Origin of the sequence: Citrobacter sp. CK185, assembly GCF_030333565.1 — a bacterium.
Lineage (GTDB): Bacteria > Pseudomonadota > Gammaproteobacteria > Enterobacterales > Enterobacteriaceae > Citrobacter_B > Citrobacter_B koseri.
On sequence record NZ_JAOWFR010000026.1, the window covers coordinates 1093400 to 1112785 of the forward strand.

A 19386-nucleotide genomic window follows, 5' to 3' on the forward strand; every position below is an offset into this window, starting at 1 on the left:
GCCTTAGCAGGACTGCCAGTTCGCAGGCCAGGCAACGTATAAGAAGCGCACGGTCGACGGTGTGCCAAACTCAATGCTGGAGCCTTTCGGGATAAACATCACGTCCCCGGCTTTCGCGATCATGGTTTCGCCTTCATGACGCACATGCAGTTCGCCCTCCAGTACCATATCGATCTCGTCGTAGTTCAGCGTCCACGGGAAAAACGCGTTATCCCACTGCATGAACCCGGCGGCCATGCTGCTGCCGTCCTTGTCGGTGACCAAATCCGTTAAGCCGACGCAGTGGGGCTGCGCGCCGTCGAAGCGACCAAACTTCACGCTGCTGCCGTCGATCACTTTTACGCCGCCCTTGCCGGTGACCGACTTAAAGCCCGGCTGCATGTCAGCCTGCTCCAGCGACTGTTTTTCCTTCATCACTTTGTCCATCAGCTGCGCGACCAGGCTTTCGGTAAATTGCCCTTCCGGCAGTTGCGCGATGATGGTTTCACGAATGCGCTGACTTTCGGTTTTCGCGTCTTCCACCGGCGCGACAGCCGGTGCCGATTCGTCGCATTCCACGATCGTGAAGTCCAGCAGTTCCGCAACTTCGCGGGCCTCCGGGGTAATGATGCTGGCGCGCAGAACAACCGACATTTCCTGTTCGCCGCGTGCGTGAGCCGCACGAATATCGTTAGCTGTGATGAGTTTCTTCACCTGCGCCTTCCTCCTGTTCGGTGAGTGCTGCCAGATAATCCACCAGGTGCTGCACACTTTGCGGGTCATGGCTGTTGAGCTCGAAAATCGGCTCCTGAAATCCCAACCCGCTCAGTAGCTGTCGCGCGGCGGCGACGTCGGCATCCGGCATGTCCGTTTTGCTGATGACGGCGATGTGTCGTTTACTGGCGCCAATATCCAATAACCCGGCGGGTAAGCGACTTTCGCGGTCATTTGCCGCATGTACATAAATCAGCGTATCCACATCCTGTAGCGTGGTAATTAAGGCGTGATACCAGCGAGGATGGCTAAAATATTCTCCCGGCGTATCGATATCGCCGTTGTCATTAAATTCCACGGCTTGTGTTTTTCGGGCGAGGGAATAATTTCCCTGCAAGGCGTTAAAAAGCGTTGTTTTCCCCGCGCCAACGGTGCCGACAAACGCAATACGTTTCATTGCCGCCCCCCAATTAACTTTTTGTTAATTCGCACAACGTGAAATTTAATAAGCGTCCCAGCCCGTTGACCGTTTGCAATAAGGCTTCTTCGACGGCGCCAACGGAGCCATAAATCACCAGCGCGCCGCTGAATCTATCGAGAAAACCGATATGAACATCGGCGGCTTTCATGGCTAAATCGCCCGCGATCATCGCCGTTTCCCCTGGCGTTAGCGTCATGATGCCGATGGCGCCCGCTTCGGGAACGCCGATCTTTTTCGCCAGTTCTTCACCCGGGTGGGCAATCAGATGCGCCAGCGTGACCTGTTTCCCCGGCACAAATTCCTGAATAATGCGTTCTTTATCCATTGCTCACCGCCTCCGCTGAAACTGACCTCATCGTGGCAATTTTTTGTCAGAGTAAATAACAAAATTCGGCAAGCAGATTTAAAAGGTGAAGTAGATCACTAAGAAAGGAGGAAATAAAAAAGCGCGGGGAACCCCGCGCCGGAATGAATTAAAGTGAAATTACAGTGGCTGCGTTTGCGCTTCGACCACCGCCAGCGCCACCATATTAACGATACGGCGAACAGAAGCGATCGGCGTTAATACATGCACCGGTTTGGCAACGCCCATCAATACCGGCCCTACCGTCACGCCTTCCGAGCTGGAGACACGCAGTAAGTTGTAACTAATACGCGCGGCCTCCACGTTAGGCATAATTAAAATATTCGCCGCTCCTTTCAGCAGGCTGTCCGGCATCCTGTCGTTGCGAATACTTTCAACCAGCGCGGCATCACCGTGCATTTCTCCGTCGATCATCAGCTCAGGCGCGCGCTCGCGTACTAACTCCAGCGTCTGACGCATTTTGCAAGCAGCGACAGACTTAGACGAACCAAAGTTGGAATGCGACAACAGCGCCACCTTCGGCTCAATACCAAAGCGGCGCACCGTTTCCGCAGCCATTAACGTAATTTCCGCCAGTTGCTCCGGCGTCGGGTCGTCATTGACATAGGTGTCGGCGATAAAGGTGTTGCCGCTCGGCAACAGCAAGGCGTTCATCGCCCCCGCCGCGTGGACGCCCTCACGGTAGCCAAACAGTTCCTGCACCACGCTGAAGTGTTCGTGGTATTCGCCGATGGTGCCGCAGATCATCGCATCCGCTTCACCGCGCAGAACCATGATCGCGCCAATCACCGTGGTATTGCTGATCACCGCCCGCTGCGCCTGTTCCTGCGTCACGCCACGGCGTTTCATGATCTTATAGTATTCACCCCAGTACTCTTTGAAGCGCGGATCGGATTCATTATTGACGATCTCAAAATCCACACCCGATTTGATCTGTAGCCCCAGCTTCTGAATGCGCATTTCGATCACGCTCGGGCGACCAATCAGGATCGGTTTCGCCAGACCTAACGTAATCAGCTCCTGCGTCGCATGCAGGACACGCGCCTCTTCCCCTTCCGCCAGTACCACGCGCTTCGGCGCTTTACGGGCCAGAGAGAAGATTGGCTTCATGAACAGGTTGGTTTTGTAGACAAATTCGGTCAGCTTATCGATGTAGGCATCGAAATCAGCGATCGGCCTCGTCGCCACGCCGGAATCCATCGCCGCTTTCGCCACGGCAGGCGCAATCTTCACAATCAGGCGCGGGTCGAACGGTTTTGGAATGATGTATTCCGGGCCGAAGCTCAAATCCTGATCGCCATAGGCGGAAGCGACCACTTCACTTTGTTCGGCGTGCGCCAGTTCGGCAATGGCGTGTACCGCCGCCAGTTTCATCTCTTCGTTGATCGCGGTTGCGCCGACATCCAGCGCGCCACGGAAGATGAACGGGAAACAGAGCACATTGTTGACCTGGTTCGGATAGTCGGAACGTCCGGTACAAATGATGGCGTCTGAACGCACCTCTTTCGCCAGCGGCGGCAGAATTTCCGGCTCCGGGTTCGCCAGCGCCAGGATCATCGGCGCACGCGCCATTTTTTTCACCATCTCCTGGGTCAGCACTTTCGGGCCGGAACAGCCCAGGAAAATGTCCGCCCCGTCGATCACGTCATCCAGCGTGCGTTTGCCGTCATCCACCACCGCATAGGCCGCTTTGGTCTCCACCATGTTGGGTTCGCGATCTTTATAGATAACGCCTTTCGAGTCACAGACCACGATATTGTGTTTCTGCATCCCCAACGCTACCAGCAGGTTCATACAGGCGATTGCCGCCGCCCCTGCCCCGGAAACCACCATCCGCACGTCAGAGATATTTTTTTCCACCACGCGCAGGCCGTTAAGAATCGCGGCGGTGCTGATAATCGCCGTTCCGTGCTGGTCATCATGGAATACCGGAATATTCATGCGCTCACGCAGTTTCTGCTCGATATAGAAACATTCAGGCGCTTTAATATCTTCGAGGTTAATCCCGCCGAACGTCGGCTCCAGCGCGGCAACGACATCAATGAATTTATCCGGGTTATGTTCGTCGACTTCAATATCAAACACGTCGATGCCCGCGAATTTCTTAAACAGAACGCCCTTACCTTCCATTACCGGTTTACCGGCCAGCGCGCCGATGTTGCCCAGGCCGAGTACCGCCGTTCCGTTAGAGACCACCGCGACCAGATTGCCGCGAGCGGTGTATTTGTAAGCCGCCAGCGGGTCTTTTTCAATTTCAAGACACGGCGCCGCTACGCCTGGCGAATAGGCCAGCGCCAGATCGCGCTGTGTGGCAAGGGGCTTGGTCGGGGAAACCTGGATTTTACCTGGAACGGGAAATTCGTGGAAATCGAGGGCGCTTTGTTTTAATTGGTCATCCATCTTGTTGTTCCTTTCACGTATCGATCAAAAAAGTGGCGCGGGTAACCTCTGGTGCGCCGCACATTATCACCTCCCTGCGCGGCATAAACTTTGAAGGTAGCCATACTCTCACTACTCAAAGAAAGAATTTGTTATCAATTTATAGCATCCATGTTACCCGCTTAAACCCGCATTACCATGCCTGTCTGCTATGCTTTTTTGTTGTGTACTGCATGAATTTCTCAGAAGTGTGAATCAACGCACTCACCTAACGCTTTACTTTTCAAGGAGTATTTCCTATGAACCAGTTAGACGGCATCAAACAATTCACCACTGTCGTGGCAGACAGCGGCGATATCGAATCCATTCGCCATTATCAGCCTCAGGACGCCACCACCAATCCCTCGCTGCTGCTAAAAGCGGCTGGCCTTGCGCAATACAGCCATTTGATTGATGACGCGATCGCCTGGGGCAAGAAACGCGGTAAAACCCAGGAGCAACAGGTCGCCGAGGCCAGCGATAAACTGGCCGTCAATTTCGGTGCGGAAATTCTGAAAATCGTCCCCGGACGGGTCTCTACGGAAGTGGACGCGCGCTTATCCTTCGATAAAGAAAAAAGTATGCAGAAGGCCCGCCACCTGGTTGACCTCTACCAGCAGCAGGGCGTGGAAAAATCGCGCATTTTAATTAAGCTCGCGTCAACCTGGGAAGGGATACGGGCGGCGGAAGAGCTGGAGAAAGAAGGCATCAACTGTAACCTGACGCTGCTGTTCTCTTTTGCACAGGCGCGCGCCTGCGCGGAAGCGGGCGTTTTTCTGGTTTCGCCGTTTGTCGGGCGTATCTATGACTGGTATCAGGCGCACAGCCCGATGGACCCCTACGTCGTGGAAGAAGATCCGGGGGTGAAATCGGTACGTAATATCTATGACTACTTCAAACGTCACCGCTACGAAACCATCGTCATGGGGGCCAGTTTCCGTCGCACCGAGCAAATCCTGGCGCTGACAGGCTGCGACCGCCTGACCATTTCTCCCAACCTACTGAAAGCGCTACAAGAAAAAGAAGAGCCGGTGATCCGCAAACTGGTGCCGTCATCGCAGACGTTCCATCGCCCGACCCCGATGACCGAAGCGGAATTCCGCTGGGAACATAATCAGGACGCGATGGCCGTTGAGAAACTGTCGGAAGGTATCCGCCTGTTCGCCGTTGACCAACGCAAACTGGAAGACCTGCTCGCCGCCAAACTGTAAACCTTGCCACGGAGTGATTTATGTCCCGAAAAGACCTTGCCAATGCCATTCGTGCGCTCAGTATGGATGCCGTACAAAAAGCCAATTCCGGTCATCCCGGCGCGCCGATGGGCATGGCGGATATTGCCGAAGTGCTGTGGAATGATTTTCTCCGCCACAACCCGACCGACCCCACCTGGTATGACCGCGATCGCTTTATTCTTTCCAACGGCCACGCGTCAATGCTGCTCTACAGCCTGCTGCACCTGACCGGCTACGATCTGCCAATCGAGGAGCTGAAAAACTTCCGTCAGCTCCATTCAAAAACGCCGGGACACCCGGAAATCGGCTATACGCCAGGCGTTGAAACCACCACCGGGCCATTAGGTCAGGGACTGGCGAATGCCGTCGGTCTGGCGATTGCCGAACGCACGCTGGCCGCGCAGTTTAATCAGCCCGATCATGACATCGTCGATCACTACACGTATGTCTTTATGGGCGATGGCTGCCTGATGGAGGGGATTTCGCACGAAGTCTGCTCGCTGGCGGGTACGCTGGGGCTGGGCAAGCTAATCGGCTTCTACGATCACAACGGCATCTCAATTGATGGCGAAACCGAAGGCTGGTTTACCGACGATACCGCCAAACGGTTCGAAGCGTATCACTGGCATGTAGTGCATGAGATCGACGGACACGATCCCGAAGCCGTGAAGAAAGCGATTCTTGAAGCGCAGAGTGTGAAAGACAAACCGTCGTTGATTATTTGCCGGACGGTAATCGGCTTCGGCTCACCGAATAAAGCCGGGAAAGAGGAGTCTCACGGCGCGGCGCTGGGAGAAGAAGAGGTGGCGCTGACCCGCCAGAAACTGGGCTGGCATCACCCTGCTTTTGAGATCCCGAAAGAGATTTACCGTGCCTGGGATGCGCGTGAAAAAGGTGAAAAAGCGCAGCAGGCATGGCAGGAGAAGTTCGCGGCGTATCAGAAAGCGTATCCCGATCTGGCAAGAGCGTTTACCCGACGAATGCGCGGCGAGTTGCCAGAGTCCTGGGAAACCACGACGCGAAAATACATTGCTGAATTGCAGGCCAACCCGGCCAAAATCGCCACCCGCAAGGCATCGCAAAATACGCTGAACGCCTACGGCCCAATACTGCCGGAACTGCTCGGCGGCTCGGCGGATCTCGCGCCCAGTAACCTGACTATCTGGAAAGGTTCGACGTCGCTGAAAGAAGATCCGGCCGGGAATTACATTCACTACGGCGTGCGCGAATTTGGTATGACGGCCATTGCCAACGGCATTGCCCACCACGGCGGATTCGTGCCTTACACCGCGACCTTCCTGATGTTTGTGGAATACGCCCGTAACGCGGCGCGAATGGCGGCGTTGATGAAAGCCCGGCAGATCATGGTTTATACCCACGACTCTATCGGGCTGGGTGAAGATGGGCCGACGCACCAGGCCGTGGAGCAACTGGCCAGCCTGCGTCTGACGCCAAATTTCAGCACCTGGCGTCCGTGCGATCAGGTTGAGGCGGCAGTCGGCTGGAAGCTGGCGGTTGAGCGCCATACCGGCCCGACGGCGCTGATTCTCTCAAGGCAGAATCTGGCGCAGGTGGAGCGTACCCCGGAGCAGGTGAAGGAGATCGCCCGTGGTGGTTATGTGCTGAAAGACAGCGGCGGTAAGCCGGATGTAATCCTGATTGCTACCGGGTCTGAAATGGAAATCACTCTGCTGGCGGCGGAAAAGCTAACCGGAGAAGGCCATAACGTCCGGGTGGTGTCCCTGCCTTCGACGGATATTTTTGATGCTCAGGATGAGGCGTATCGCGAATCCGTGCTGCCGTCGAACGTTGCCGCTCGCGTGGCGATTGAGGCAGGCATTGCCGACTACTGGTACAAATATGTCGGGCTGAAAGGCGCGATTGTCGGGATGACGGGATATGGCGAATCGGCCCCGGCCGAAAAACTGTTCCCTTATTTCGGCTTTACGGTCGAGAATATCGTCGAAAAAGCGCATAAGGTGCTTAAAGCGTGAAAATGGATGAGTGGGTCGGAAGCCGGATGGCGACGCGATGCGTCTTATCCGGCCTACAAAATGGCCCGTAGGCCCGGTAAGCGTTAGCGCCACCGGGCGCCCCTAACGTGTGATCCACAACGTGGGCCAGGCATCTGGCCCATGCCAGTTATCGCAGCTTGGCTCTTCGGCATAACGCACCAGACGAAAACGCTGGCCGTCAAAACGCCAGCGCGTCTGGATACCGCAATCGGCCAACCCACGCCCTTTTGCCAGCGTGATTAATTCCCGGGATTTCTCGTCAAAAACCGCGTTCATCAGCTCCATATCATTGCTTTCAGCCCCGGAGTTAAAGGGCAAACGCAACCGTACAGCGCGGGAGGCGAATGGTTTTTTGCGTGAGACAATCCACGCGAGATCGACCGTATTATAGGCTCCGGCTTCGCAACCGATCATCAGCAGGGCTTTGTCATCGGTCAGGGCCGCGACGCGCACTTCCCGGCGCATCGGGTCAAGCGAGCAGTGAATACTGTTCATCCGCCAGTTACCGTAATCCAGCAGATCGTTGCGTTCATCATAAGAGAGCGGCGTCGGCGTTGGGTTGACGATAGCCACGCCTTTCAGCGCTGGCGCGGGCGGCACGCTGAGCGGCGGATCATTCCCTTTATCAATCCACGCCGTTTCGCTGCCAACGCGTTTTTGCTGTGCGTCGATAAACAACAGCGCAGCTTTAAGCCCCACCAGAGAAATCGTCTGTTTTCCCTTTTTCAGGGTAATCGCCTGGGCTTCCTGAATGGTCTGTAAAAACGCGGCAATGGTGGCGGTGTCGTCCGTCATCAGATGCCAGGGCGTGATACGCCATTGCCCGGCATTTAGCGGCAGCGGTTTTTCATCCAGCAGCAGACGCGGCGCAATCTCCGCCTCTTTCGCACCGGGCGAGGTCAGCCCCCCCAAATCAATGCGAAGTACCGCATCGGTATGCGCCCCGGCGCTGCGGCTTAACGTCATCACCAGCCCGCGATGTTCGCCGGTATTACGCGCCACGCAAAAGTTCTGATTGTTACAGGTGACCTGCCAGTCAGAAAAAGTCTGCTGCGCTGGCGCCGCCCACGTCAGCGACGTCGGCAGCAGGCCGAGCAGGAAAACGAAAATAACGCGATTGCGCATGGACGGTACAACCCCAGAAGAAAAACGAAACGGCTTTAGGCGGTATCTTCCTTGCGCGACTCCTGTGGCTCAATCAGATTTGTCGGATAGCGGCATCATTATGTAAAGAAATATAAACCTTATTTATCAATCCATTAGCGAGGAAGAATGCAAATAATTGAGCAATAACACGGTCTTACCGTCTCGTATCTCACCGGTTTTGATCATCGCCAGCGCCTGTGTTAATGGCAGTTCCAGTACCTCAATATCTTCATCTTCCACACCGCCGCCTGCGTTTGCCCGCTGGCTGTCGCTGTATTCTGCAATGAAGAAGTGAATCAGTTCCGTCACGCCGCCAGGCGACATATATAACTCAAACAGTTTACGCACCTCACCCACTTCATAGCCGGTCTCTTCAATCGCTTCTTTGCGAATGCACGCTTCCGGCTCGTCGTTATCCAGCAGCCCGGCGCAGGTTTCTATCAACTGGCCGCTTTCATTGCCGTTCACCCAGGTGGCAACGCGAAACTGGCGGATGAGCACCACGGTCTGCTTTTCACGGTTATACAGCAGGATCGTTGCGCCATTGCCGCGATCGTAAACCTCGCGCTTATGGCGAATCACATCGCCATTTTTACGGGTCAGATCGTAGGTAATATTGCGCAGGATAAAGTAGTTATCAGAGAGAACTTTGTCTTTGATGAGAGTAATTTTTTGCGACATACCGGCTCCACAGCGTAAGAAGACAGGTAATCTTACGCCGCAAGGCCGGTTTTGTCTGCGCGCTATCATGCTGCTCACGCCGAATGGAGACTTATCCGGTTTGCATGATCCCCAGCCACTGAATAATCCCCTGCGCGGCGTGACGCCCTTCCACCATCGCCGTCACCACCAGATCGGCGCCGCGCACGGCATCACCGCCCGCGAAGATTTTAGGATTACTGGTCTGGTAACGGAACGCGCTTTCGACATTTGCCGCAATGCGCCCCCAGTCATCCACTTTCACACCGTGCGCCTCCAGCCACGGCATACCATGCGGATGAAAACCAAATGCCATAATTACCGCATCAGCGGGCATGACAAACTCGCTGCCCGCGATGGGCATCGGGCGGCGACGCCCCTGCGCATCGGGTTCGCCAAGCTGAGTACGTAAAAAACGCACGCCGCTGACGCAACCGTCGGCATTCAGCACCAGCTCAATCGGTTGTACGTTAAATTCAAAGTGCGCCCCCTCTTCCCGCGCGTTTTTTACCTCTTTTTTCGACCCCGGCATATTTGCCTCGTCGCGACGATATGCGCAGGTCACCTGGCTTGCGCCATGACGCAGCGCGGTACGCACGCAGTCCATCGCGGTATCGCCGCCGCCCAGCACCACAACATTAAGCCCGGCGGTGTCGATAAAAGGTTCGTCAGGCAATTCATCCAGCCCCATAACCTGTTTCGTGTTGGCAATCAGGAACGGCAGCGCATCATATACGCCCGGCGCATCTTCGTTTGGCAGGTCGGCCTTCATGGAACGGTATGTGCCGACGCCGACAAAAACCGCATCGTACTCATCCAGCAGCGACGCCAGCCTGACGTCTTTGCCGACTTCGCAGTTCAGTTCAAAATGAATTCCCATCGCGCTGAAGATTTCGCGACGGCGCGCCAGCAGTGATTTATCCAGCTTAAAAGAGGGAATGCCAAAGGTCAGCAGGCCGCCAATTTCAGGGTGGCGATCGAACACAGTCGTGCTCACGCCATGACGCGCCAGCACATCCGCGCAGGCCAGCCCGGCCGGACCCGCGCCAATAATCGCCACGCGTTTATCCTGCTGCTGCACGCCGCTCAGGTCTGGCCGCCAGCCTTTGTCCAGCGCCCGGTCGGAAATGTAGCGTTCAATATTGCCGATCGTCACCGCGCCATACTCATCGCGCACCGTACAGGCGCCTTCGCACAGCCTGTCCTGCGGGCATACGCGCCCGGTAATTTCCGGCAGGCAGTTAGTCTGGTGCGACAGTGCCACCGCATCGTCAATGTTTCCTGCTTTTACCAGCTCAATCCACTGCGGAATATGGTTGTGCAGCGGGCACGTCCACTCGCAGATACTGTGTTCACCGCACTTCAGGCAGCGGGCCGCTTCGCGTTCAGCCTGCGCGGTACGAAACGGCAGGTAGATTTCATCAAAGCTGGTTTTTCGCGCGTCAATCGCCAGCTTATCCGGCTCGCCGCGTGGGGGCGTCGCCCGCATCTGTTCGACTTTATTGAGCTCACCAGGAGTGACTCCCGTCGCACAGACATGCCAGGGCTGATTTTCCTGACGCGCGGTGCGCAGACGCCGCGCTTTCGACAGCCGGGTCAACGACGCCTCCGTTACCAATTGCAACGCATCTGCCGGGCAGTTTTCAACACAGGCCGGGCCGCCTTCGCGATCCAGACACAAATCGCATTTGTGCGCCGTGGCTTTGACCTGATCCTGGCCTGTTGGCGTGAGGATTATCTGCATTGTGCCGAAGGGACAGGCAACCACGCAGGATTTACAGCCGATACATTTTTGCTGGTTGACCTGAACGCTGTCTTTGACATGACGGATTGCGCCATTTGGGCAACTCCGGGCGCAAGGCGCATCCTCGCAGTGGTGGCAGGTTACCGCGCTGCGCTGATGCTGATGTTTGATCACCGTAATTCGGGGCTGAAAATGCCGCTGATGCAGTACGTGTTGCTCATCATTGTGGGCCATTACGCAAGCGACCTCACAGGCATGGCATCCCAGGCACTGTTGGCTATTGGCCATAATAAAACGATTCATGGCGTCCTTCTGTTTTGGTGGCAAAAACCTTATTCTTTATATGAATGTTATTAACCGACGCCGAAGGGGTCGGCAATGTTCATTTGCCCAGGACGCACAACTATTTATCCAGAACCTGTGGCAGATCAATTTATTTCATCGCTGGTGAAATTGCGTTTCAGTTACACTTGCCAATGCCAATATTTATCCGTTCACTGTGAGCATATTTTTCGGGGATTACGCGCGTGGTCGTCAAACGCCCTGTCTCGGCCAGCCTGGCCCGGGCCTTTTTTTACATTGTGCTGCTGTCGATTCTCTCAACCGGTATCGCCCTGCTGACGCTGGCGAGCAGTTTGCGGGATGCCGAGGCCATTAACGTGGCCGGTTCACTGCGTATGCAGAGCTACCGACTGGGTTACGATCTGCAAAGCGGCAGTTCGCAATTGAACGCGCACCGTCAGCTTTTTCAGCAAGCGCTCAACTCTCCCGCGTTAAGTAACCTGAACGCCTGGTACGTTCCGCAGACGGTTAAAAGCCGTTACGGGCAACTGCATGCGAACTGGCTGGAGATGAACACGAGACTGGTGGATGCGGATATAAAGTGGTATCGCGCCAATATTAATAACTATGTCGATCAGATTGATCTCTTCGTTCTGGCGCTGCAACACTATGCCGAGCGCAAGGTGATGCTGGTGGTCGGCATATCGCTGGCGGGCGGCATCGGGATCTTCACGCTGGTCTTTTTCACCCTGCGGCGCATTCGCCAGCAGGTAGTCCAGCCGCTTAACCAACTGGTCGCCGCCAGCCAGCACATTGAACATGGTCAGTTCGACATCCCGCCGCTGAATACCCACTTGCCGAATGAGCTGGGGCTGCTGGCCAAAACGTTTAGCCAGATGTCGAGCGAGCTGCATAAGCTGTACCGCTCTCTCGAGGCTTCGGTAGAAGAAAAAACCCACGATCTGCACGAAGCCAACCGCCGTCTGGAAGTGCTGTACCAGTGCTCACAGGCGCTCAATACCAGCCAAATCGACGTTCACTGTTTCCGCCATATTTTACAGATCGTCCGCGAACATGACGCCGCGTACTATCTGGAATTAACCGTGGGCGATAACTGGCGGATCAGCGAAGGAGCGGAAAGCGCTGATTTGCCCATGCAGATTCTGCCGGTCACGATGCAGGAAACGGTCTACGGCGAACTGCACTGGCAAAGCCCCAACGTCAGCGCCTCCACCCCGCTGCTGCACAGCGTATCGACCATGCTGGGGCGCGGTTTGTACTTTAATCAGGCGCAAAAACATTTCCAGCAACTGCTGCTGATGGAGGAGCGCGCGACTATCGCCCGCGAGCTGCATGACTCACTGGCGCAGGTGCTCTCCTATTTGCGCATTCAGTTGACGCTGCTGAAGCGCTCAATTCCAGAAGATAACCTCCCCGCGCAAAGCATCATGGCGGATTTCTCCCGGGCGCTGAACGACGCTTATCGTCAGTTGCGCGAGCTGCTGACCACCTTCCGCCTGACGTTACAGCAGGCCGACTTACCTTCTGCGCTGCATGAAATGCTGGATACCCTGCAAAGCCAGACCTCTGCGAAACTGACGCTGGATTGCCGTTTACCGACGCTGGCGCTGGATGCGCAAATGCAGGTGCATCTGCTACAAATCGTTCGCGAGGCGGTGCTGAATGCGATTAAACACGCCAGCGCCACGGAGATCGCCGTTAGCTGCGTCACCGCCCCTGATGGCAACCATACGGTCTATATTCGGGATAACGGCGTCGGTATTGGCGAACCGAACGAACCAACGGGACACTACGGTCTGAACATTATGCGCGAGCGTGCGGAAAGACTTAGCGGCACGCTGAATTTCTCGCAACCGTCAGGGGGCGGGACGCTGGTCAGCATCAGTTTTCGCTCATCGGAAGATGAAGAGGGTCAATTAGCGTAAAGAACGGCAAAGCACCGCACGGCGGGAATACAGACAGGGCGGCACTGGCACAAAATGTATGCTGTAAACGTGCATGATAATTTACATTATCTTCTTTTTTTCTCCACGTTTGACACGTACCTTGCCGCTACAGTGAAGCAGGTCATACCCAATAATTATACGCAGAAACACGAGGTCCTCCTTTAATGGCGAATTTCTTTATCGATCGCCCCATTTTTGCCTGGGTGCTGGCAATCCTGTTGTGTCTGACGGGCACCCTGGCCATTCTCTCTTTGCCCGTAGAGCAATACCCCGACCTGGCGCCGCCAAACGTCCGTATTACCGCGAATTATCCGGGGGCATCCGCGCAGACGCTGGAAAATACCGTCACTCAGGTTATCGAACAGAATATGACCGGCCTCGATAATCTGATGTATATGTCGTCGCAAAGCAGCGGGACGGGCCAGGCAACGGTGACGCTCAGTTTTGTGGCCGGAACCGACCCCGATGAAGCCGTCCAGCAGGTACAAAACCAGCTGCAATCGGCAATGCGTAAATTGCCGCAGGCGGTACAGAACCAGGGCGTCACGGTCCGTAAAACCGGGGACACCAACATCCTGACCATTGCGTTTGTCTCCACCGACGGTTCAATGGATAAACAGGACATCGCCGACTATGTCGCCAGTAATATCCAGGACCCGCTCAGCCGCGTAAACGGCGTGGGGGATATCGATGCCTACGGTTCGCAATATTCGATGCGTATCTGGCTGGACCCGGCCAAACTCAACAGCTACCAGATGACCGCGAAAGATGTCACGGATGCCATCGAATCACAGAACGCGCAAATTGCCGTCGGGCAGCTTGGCGGCACGCCTTCGGTCGACAGGCAGGCGCTCAATGCGACAATCAACGCCCAGTCGCTGCTGCAAACGCCCGAGCAGTTTCGTGATATCACGCTGCGCGTAAACCAGGACGGTTCAGAGGTCAAGCTGGGCGATGTGGCGACCGTCGAAATGGGCGCTGAAAAATATGATTATCTCAGCCGCTTCAACGGTAATCCGGCCTCCGGTCTGGGGGTCAAACTGGCCTCTGGCGCCAACGAAATGGAAACCGCCAAACTGGTGCTTAACCGCCTGGACGAGCTGGCCGAATACTTCCCGCACGGTCTGGAGTATAAGGTGGCGTATGAAACCACCTCCTTCGTCAAAGCCTCGATTATCGATGTGGTGAAAACCCTGCTGGAAGCCATCGCGCTGGTGTTCCTGGTGATGTACCTGTTCCTGCAAAACTTCCGCGCCACGCTGATCCCCACTATCGCCGTACCGGTGGTATTGATGGGGACGTTCTCCGTCCTGTATGCCTTCGACTACAGCATTAACACGCTGACGATGTTCGCGATGGTGCTGGCGATCGGCCTGCTGGTCGATGACGCCATCGTGGTGGTGGAAAACGTCGAGCGCATCATGAGCGAGGAAGGTCTCTCGCCGCGCGAAGCCACCAGAAAATCGATGGGGCAGATACAAGGGGCGCTGGTCGGTATCGCGATGGTGCTGTCAGCCGTATTTGTGCCGATGGCTTTCTTTGGCGGTACGACCGGGGCTATCTATCGCCAGTTCTCCATCACGATTGTCGCCGCGATGGTGCTCTCCGTGCTGGTGGCGATGATCCTGACGCCCGCCCTGTGCGCCACGCTGCTAAAACCCCTGCACAAAGGCGAACATCACGGACAGAAAGGCTTCTTCGGCTGGTTTAACCGGACGTTCAACCGCAACGCTGAACGCTACGAGAAAGGCGTTGCGAAGATCCTGCATCGCAGCCTGCGCTGGATACTGATCTACGTTCTGTTGCTCGGCGCGATGGTGGTGCTGTTCCTGCGTCTGCCGACCTCCTTCTTGCCGCAGGAAGATCGCGGGATGTTTATTACCTCGGTACAGTTGCCAAGCGGCTCCACGCAGCAGCAGACCTTAAAAGTGGTGCAGGAAGTTGAAAAATATTACTTCACCCAGGAGAAAGACAACGTCATGTCCGTCTTCTCGACGGTGGGATCGGGGCCTGGCGGGAACGGTCAAAACGTGGCGCGCATGTTTGTCCGCTTAAAAGACTGGGACGAACGCAACGCCACAACCGGCACCTCGTTTGCCATTATTGAACGCGCCACGAAAGCCTTTAACAAGATTAAAGAAGCGCGCGTTTACGCCAGCAGTCCACCGGCAATCAGCGGTCTGGGCAGTTCCGCAGGGTTTGATATGGAACTTCAGGACCATGCGGGCGCCGGTCACGATGCCTTAATGGCCGCGCGCGATCGGTTGATTGAGCTGGCGGCGCAGGACAGTGCGCTGACCCGCGTGCGTCACAATGGTCTGGACGACAGTCCGCAGTTGCAAATTGATATCGATCAGCGCAAAGCCCAGGCGCTGGGCGTCTCTATCGACGACATCAATGACACGCTGCAAACCGCATGGGGCTCCAGTTACGTCAATGACTTTATGGACCGGGGTCGCGTGAAGAAGGTCTATGTACAGGCGGCGGCGAAATACCGCATGCTGCCGGACGATATCAATCTCTGGTATGTGCGTAATAAAGACGGCGGCATGGTGCCTTTCTCCGCCTTTGCGACGTCACGCTGGGAAACGGGCTCTCCGCGTCTGGAGCGCTATAACGGCTACTCGGCGGTCGAGATTGTCGGCGAAGCGGCGCCTGGCGTCAGTACCGGTACGGCAATGGATGTAATGGAGTCGCTGGTTCGCCAGTTGCCAACGGGGTTTGGGCTTGAATGGACGGCGATGTCTTATCAGGAACGCCTCTCTGGCGCGCAGGCGCCTGCGCTGTACGCCATTTCGCTGCTGGTCGTTTTCCTGTGTCTGGCCGCGCTGTATGAAAGCTGGTCGGTGCCGTTCTCGGTTATGCTGGTGGTGCCGCTGGGCGTCATTGGCGCGCTGCTCGCCACCTGGATGCGCGGACTGGAAAATGACGTTTACTTCCAGGTCGGGTTGCTAACGGTGATCGGCCTTTCCGCGAAAAACGCGATCCTGATTGTCGAATTCGCCAATGAGATGAACGAGAAAGGCCACGATCTGCTGGATGCCACGCTGCATGCCTGCCGCCAGCGTTTACGCCCAATTCTGATGACCTCTCTGGCCTTTATTTTCGGGGTGCTGCCGATGGCGATTAGCAACGGGGCGGGTTCCGGGAGCCAGCATGCCGTCGGGACAGGCGTCATGGGCGGGATGATCTCCGCCACCATCCTGGCGATTTACTTCGTACCGCTGTTCTTTGTGCTGGTGCGTCGCCGCTTCCCGCTGAAACCGAAGCCGGAATAAGGCACAAAAAAGGCGACTTACTTTGAGTCGCCTTTTTCTTATCCTTTTCAGGATCAGGATATCTTCCAGAAATTTATTTGCGAAGCATAACTTCGATAAAATCTTTCCAGTTCCCCAGTTCACGTTCAATCATAACAACCTCTCTTATTATTATGGCTATTCTACGAAAACATTATCCTCAAGAGAAGATAATTTAACCGATTGCAGTGATTACATCCTCCGGTGAATGGGGTTCATGGCATTACTATGACCCTGTAACCATAAATTTTATGTGACTTACTGCAATATTTTGAAACATTAATCCACTTCTGAAAACCGCGCTCATTTCAGTTAAGAAACAGCCTATTGCAGTTCGCTGGATTTATACTTCCCGATGAGATGCTTATTAAGCAACATTTCAGAATTATTATTCACAAGAGTTCAACAATGTTATATTTACCGTTTATTATGTCATGATAAATAACCGGTATATGGCAGTTCCGCACTGACGGATACCACGATAATATTGCTTAATTATTCGTAATTCGCGTAAAAGGATTCAACATGATCACCGTCTACGGCATCAAAAATTGTGACACGATTAAAAAGGCGCGACGCTGGCTGGAGGCTCACGGTATTGACTACCGCTTTCACGATTACCGCGCAGACGGAATCGATGCCGCGTTATTGAATACGTTTATTGCGGAGTCAGGCTGGCAACCCCTGCTGAATACGCGCGGAACGACATGGCGTAAACTTGATGAAGCCACGCGTAACGGCATCACGGATGCGGCGTCCGCCGCAGCATTAATGACTGAAATGCCAGCAATTATCAAACGCCCATTGCTCTGCGCGACCGGGAAGCCTATGCTGCTGGGTTTTAGCGAATCCAGTTATCAGCAGTTTTTTGATGAGGTGTAGTCTATGTCGTGCCCGGTTATTGAGCTGACACAGCAGCTTATTCGCCGCCCTTCCCTGAGTCCAGATGACGCAGGATGCCAGGCGTTAATGATTGAACGCCTGCGTGCAATCGGTTTTACCGTTGAGCATATGGATTTTGGCGATACACAGAATTTTTGGGCATGGCGCGGACAAGGCGAAACGCTGGCCTTTGCCGGGCATACCGATGTCGTACCTGCGGGTGATGTCGATCGCTGGATCAACCCGCCTTTTGAGCCGACAATCCGCGACGGAATGCTGTTTGGCCGTGGTGCGGCAGACATGAAAGGCTCTCTGGCGGCGATGGTCGTTGCGGCTGAACGTTTCGTCGCCCAGCATCCAGATCATCAGGGGCGTCTGGCGTTCCTTATCACCTCGGATGAAGAAGCCAGCGCGAAAAACGGCACCGTGAAGGTGGTCGAAACGCTGATGGCGCGTAACGAACGTCTGGATTATTGCCTGGTCGGCGAACCGTCCAGCACTGAAATCGTCGGGGATGTGGTCAAGAATGGTCGTCGCGGGTCGCTGACCTGTAACCTGACGATCCACGGTGTGCAGGGGCACGTCGCTTATCCTCATCTGGCGGATAACCCGGTGCATCGCGCAGCGCCGATGCTGAATGAACTGGTGGCGATCGAGTGGGATCAGGGAAATGAATTTTTCCCTGCAACCAGTATGCAGATTGCCAACATTCAGGCTGGCACCGGCAGCAATAACGTCATTCCGGGCGAGCTGTTTATTCAGTTCAATTTCCGCTTCAGCACCGAGCTTACCGATGAGACTCTCAAAGAGCGCGTTCACGCGCTGCTGGATAAACATCAATTACGCTACACGGTGGACTGGTGGCTTTCCGGCCAGCCGTTCCTGACGGCGCGCGGCAAGCTGGTGGATGCGGTGGTGAATGCCATTGAGCACTATAATGAGATAAAACCGCAGTTACTCACTACGGGTGGAACGTCCGACGGGCGCTTTATTGCGCGTATGGGGGCGCAGGTAGTCGAACTCGGGCCGGTCAACGCCACCATTCATAAAATTAATGAATGTGTTAATGCAGCCGATCTGCAACTGCTTGCCCGCATGTATCAACGTATTATGGAACAACTCGTCGCCTGACGCGTGTTCCTGTAAGAGGAAATAAGCATGGACTGGCTGGCAAAATATTGGTGGATTCTGGTGCTGGTGTTTTTGGTGGGTGTACTGATCAATGTGATCAAAGACCTCAAGCGGGTCGATCACAAAAAATTCCTCGCCAATAAACCGGAGCTGCCCCCGCATCGTGATTTTAACGATAAGTGGGACGATGACGACGACTGGCCGAAGAAAGATCAGCCAAAGAAATAGTCAGATAAACCTGTAGGCCTGATAAGCGTGTCGCCATCAGGCAACATACCGTCTGAATGCCGGATGGCGGCTTTGCCCTATCCGGCCTACGGTTCAGTTCCGGCTTATATCATTTCGATAATATCATCATCATTCGGCTTACCGCCGCTCAACGCTTCATCAAAGTAGTGTTTCGGCACGGTATAGCGCAAATGGTCGAGCGCAAACTGCATACTGCGATCGTCAATCGCATGGCCTAAATCCTCGACGATATCCAGCGTCACATCGCCTCCGGCACGGACTAACGCTTCCTGTGCGGCAACCGCATGAGATAACTCAATCACCCGGTCTTCACCGCCGTGAATCAAATGTACCGTTGTGGCGGTCGTGGCGATTTCCGGCAAGCTGGCGTAGCGTCCGTTGAAAGCAATCACGCGCGATGCCAGACCCGGCTCGGCTTTGATGCTTTCAAGAGACATAATCGCCCCCTGCGAAAACCCAATCAGCGCGGTAGCCTCCGGCCCAACGCCGCTCTGTTTCTGCCAGTAGCGAACCGTCTCGATAAACACCGGCATAATCGCATCAACCCGCGCCTGGCGGTTCTCTTCCGTCACATCCTGAACCGAAAACCACTGACGCCCAGGCGCCGGGCCACAAGGTTCCGCGCCGCCAATGCTGACCACCAGCGCCTCTGGAAATAACGGTGCGAACCAGGAGCCAATTTCTCCCATTGAGACCGGGTTATCGCCCACGCCATGAAACAGCAACAGCAGTTGTTTCGCGGGTTTATCGGGGCTTTGAACAACAAAATGGTCATGTTTCATGGCGA

Annotated in this window: 16 protein-coding genes; 7 read left to right on the forward strand and 9 right to left on the reverse strand. The window is 55.2% G+C overall.

The window, feature by feature from the left end; all coding sequences use genetic code 11:
* Nucleotides 1-3: 3 nt before the first annotated feature.
* From eutQ to maeB, 4 genes are all read right to left on the reverse strand, one after another.
* Nucleotides 4-693, reverse strand: coding sequence for an ethanolamine utilization acetate kinase EutQ (gene eutQ, locus OGV79_RS19870; RefSeq protein WP_012131328.1), 690 nt, complete (start codon nt 691-693; stop codon nt 4-6).
* Complete coding sequence (gene eutP, locus OGV79_RS19875) at nt 671-1150, reverse strand: ethanolamine utilization acetate kinase EutP (RefSeq protein ID WP_012131327.1); 480 nt, start codon at nt 1148-1150, stop codon at nt 671-673. The genes eutQ and eutP overlap by 23 nt, the downstream gene beginning before the upstream one ends.
* Nucleotides 1151-1163: 13 nt before the next feature.
* On the reverse strand, nt 1164-1499 hold the full coding sequence (eutS, locus tag OGV79_RS19880; RefSeq protein ID WP_047462111.1) for an ethanolamine utilization microcompartment protein EutS: 336 nt from the start codon (nt 1497-1499) through the stop codon (nt 1164-1166).
* 159 nt (nt 1500-1658) lie between these two features.
* Nucleotides 1659-3938 carry an NADP-dependent oxaloacetate-decarboxylating malate dehydrogenase gene (maeB, locus tag OGV79_RS19885; RefSeq protein WP_286468824.1) on the reverse strand — a complete coding sequence of 760 codons (2280 nt, stop codon included), beginning with the start codon at nt 3936-3938 and terminating at the stop codon, nt 1659-1661.
* A gap of 278 nt (nt 3939-4216) precedes the next feature.
* Between maeB and tal the strand changes: the two genes are divergently transcribed.
* A complete protein-coding gene (gene tal / locus OGV79_RS19890; protein ID WP_104868368.1) occupies nt 4217-5167 on the forward strand; it encodes a transaldolase in 951 nt (316 codons plus the stop codon).
* A gap of 20 nt (nt 5168-5187) precedes the next feature.
* Nucleotides 5188-7182: a transketolase gene (gene tkt / locus OGV79_RS19895; protein WP_012131322.1), complete on the forward strand. Its 1995-nt coding sequence runs from the start codon at nt 5188-5190 to the stop codon at nt 7180-7182.
* A 102-nt stretch (nt 7183-7284) separates the two neighbouring features.
* On the opposite strand, the gene OGV79_RS19900 is transcribed toward tkt, so the two are convergent.
* From OGV79_RS19900 to aegA, 3 genes are all read right to left on the reverse strand, one after another.
* Nucleotides 7285-8328: a DUF1176 domain-containing protein gene (locus OGV79_RS19900; protein ID WP_047462103.1), complete on the reverse strand. Its 1044-nt coding sequence runs from the start codon at nt 8326-8328 to the stop codon at nt 7285-7287.
* Between the two features lie 126 nt (nt 8329-8454).
* On the reverse strand, nt 8455-9030 hold the full coding sequence (gene nudK / locus OGV79_RS19905) for a GDP-mannose pyrophosphatase NudK (protein WP_049009707.1): 576 nt from the start codon (nt 9028-9030) through the stop codon (nt 8455-8457).
* Nucleotides 9031-9121: 91 nt separating this feature from the next.
* Nucleotides 9122-11095: a formate-dependent uric acid utilization protein AegA gene (aegA, locus tag OGV79_RS19910; protein WP_286468825.1), complete on the reverse strand. Its 1974-nt coding sequence runs from the start codon at nt 11093-11095 to the stop codon at nt 9122-9124.
* A gap of 224 nt (nt 11096-11319) precedes the next feature.
* Between aegA and narQ the strand changes: the two genes are divergently transcribed.
* Complete coding sequence (gene narQ / locus OGV79_RS19915; RefSeq protein ID WP_012131314.1) at nt 11320-13020, forward strand: nitrate/nitrite two-component system sensor histidine kinase NarQ; 1701 nt, start codon at nt 11320-11322, stop codon at nt 13018-13020.
* A 185-nt stretch (nt 13021-13205) separates the two neighbouring features.
* Entirely contained in the window at nt 13206-16319 is a 3114-nt protein-coding gene (gene acrD / locus OGV79_RS19920; RefSeq protein ID WP_012131312.1) for a multidrug efflux RND transporter permease AcrD, read from the forward strand.
* Between the two features lie 73 nt (nt 16320-16392).
* Here acrD and ypfM read toward each other — a convergent pair whose 3' ends face one another.
* Nucleotides 16393-16452, reverse strand: a complete 60-nt coding sequence (gene ypfM, locus OGV79_RS19925; protein ID WP_001386977.1) for a protein YpfM — start codon at nt 16450-16452, stop codon at nt 16393-16395.
* A 410-nt stretch (nt 16453-16862) separates the two neighbouring features.
* On the opposite strand from ypfM, the gene OGV79_RS19930 reads away from it, so the two are divergent.
* From OGV79_RS19930 to OGV79_RS19940, 3 genes are read left to right on the forward strand one after another with little or no spacing between them, the layout of a single operon-like run.
* Nucleotides 16863-17219, forward strand: a complete 357-nt coding sequence (locus OGV79_RS19930; protein WP_012131310.1) for an ArsC family reductase — start codon at nt 16863-16865, stop codon at nt 17217-17219.
* 3 nt (nt 17220-17222) lie between these two features.
* Complete coding sequence (dapE, locus tag OGV79_RS19935) at nt 17223-18350, forward strand: succinyl-diaminopimelate desuccinylase (protein WP_012131309.1); 1128 nt, start codon at nt 17223-17225, stop codon at nt 18348-18350.
* A gap of 27 nt (nt 18351-18377) precedes the next feature.
* A complete protein-coding gene (locus OGV79_RS19940) occupies nt 18378-18578 on the forward strand; it encodes a YpfN family protein (RefSeq protein ID WP_012131308.1) in 201 nt (66 codons plus the stop codon).
* A gap of 104 nt (nt 18579-18682) precedes the next feature.
* Here the strand turns inward: OGV79_RS19940 and ypfH are convergent, their stop codons facing one another.
* Nucleotides 18683-19381: an esterase gene (ypfH, locus tag OGV79_RS19945; protein WP_012131307.1), complete on the reverse strand. Its 699-nt coding sequence runs from the start codon at nt 19379-19381 to the stop codon at nt 18683-18685.
* Between the last annotated feature and the right edge of the window lie 5 nt (nt 19382-19386).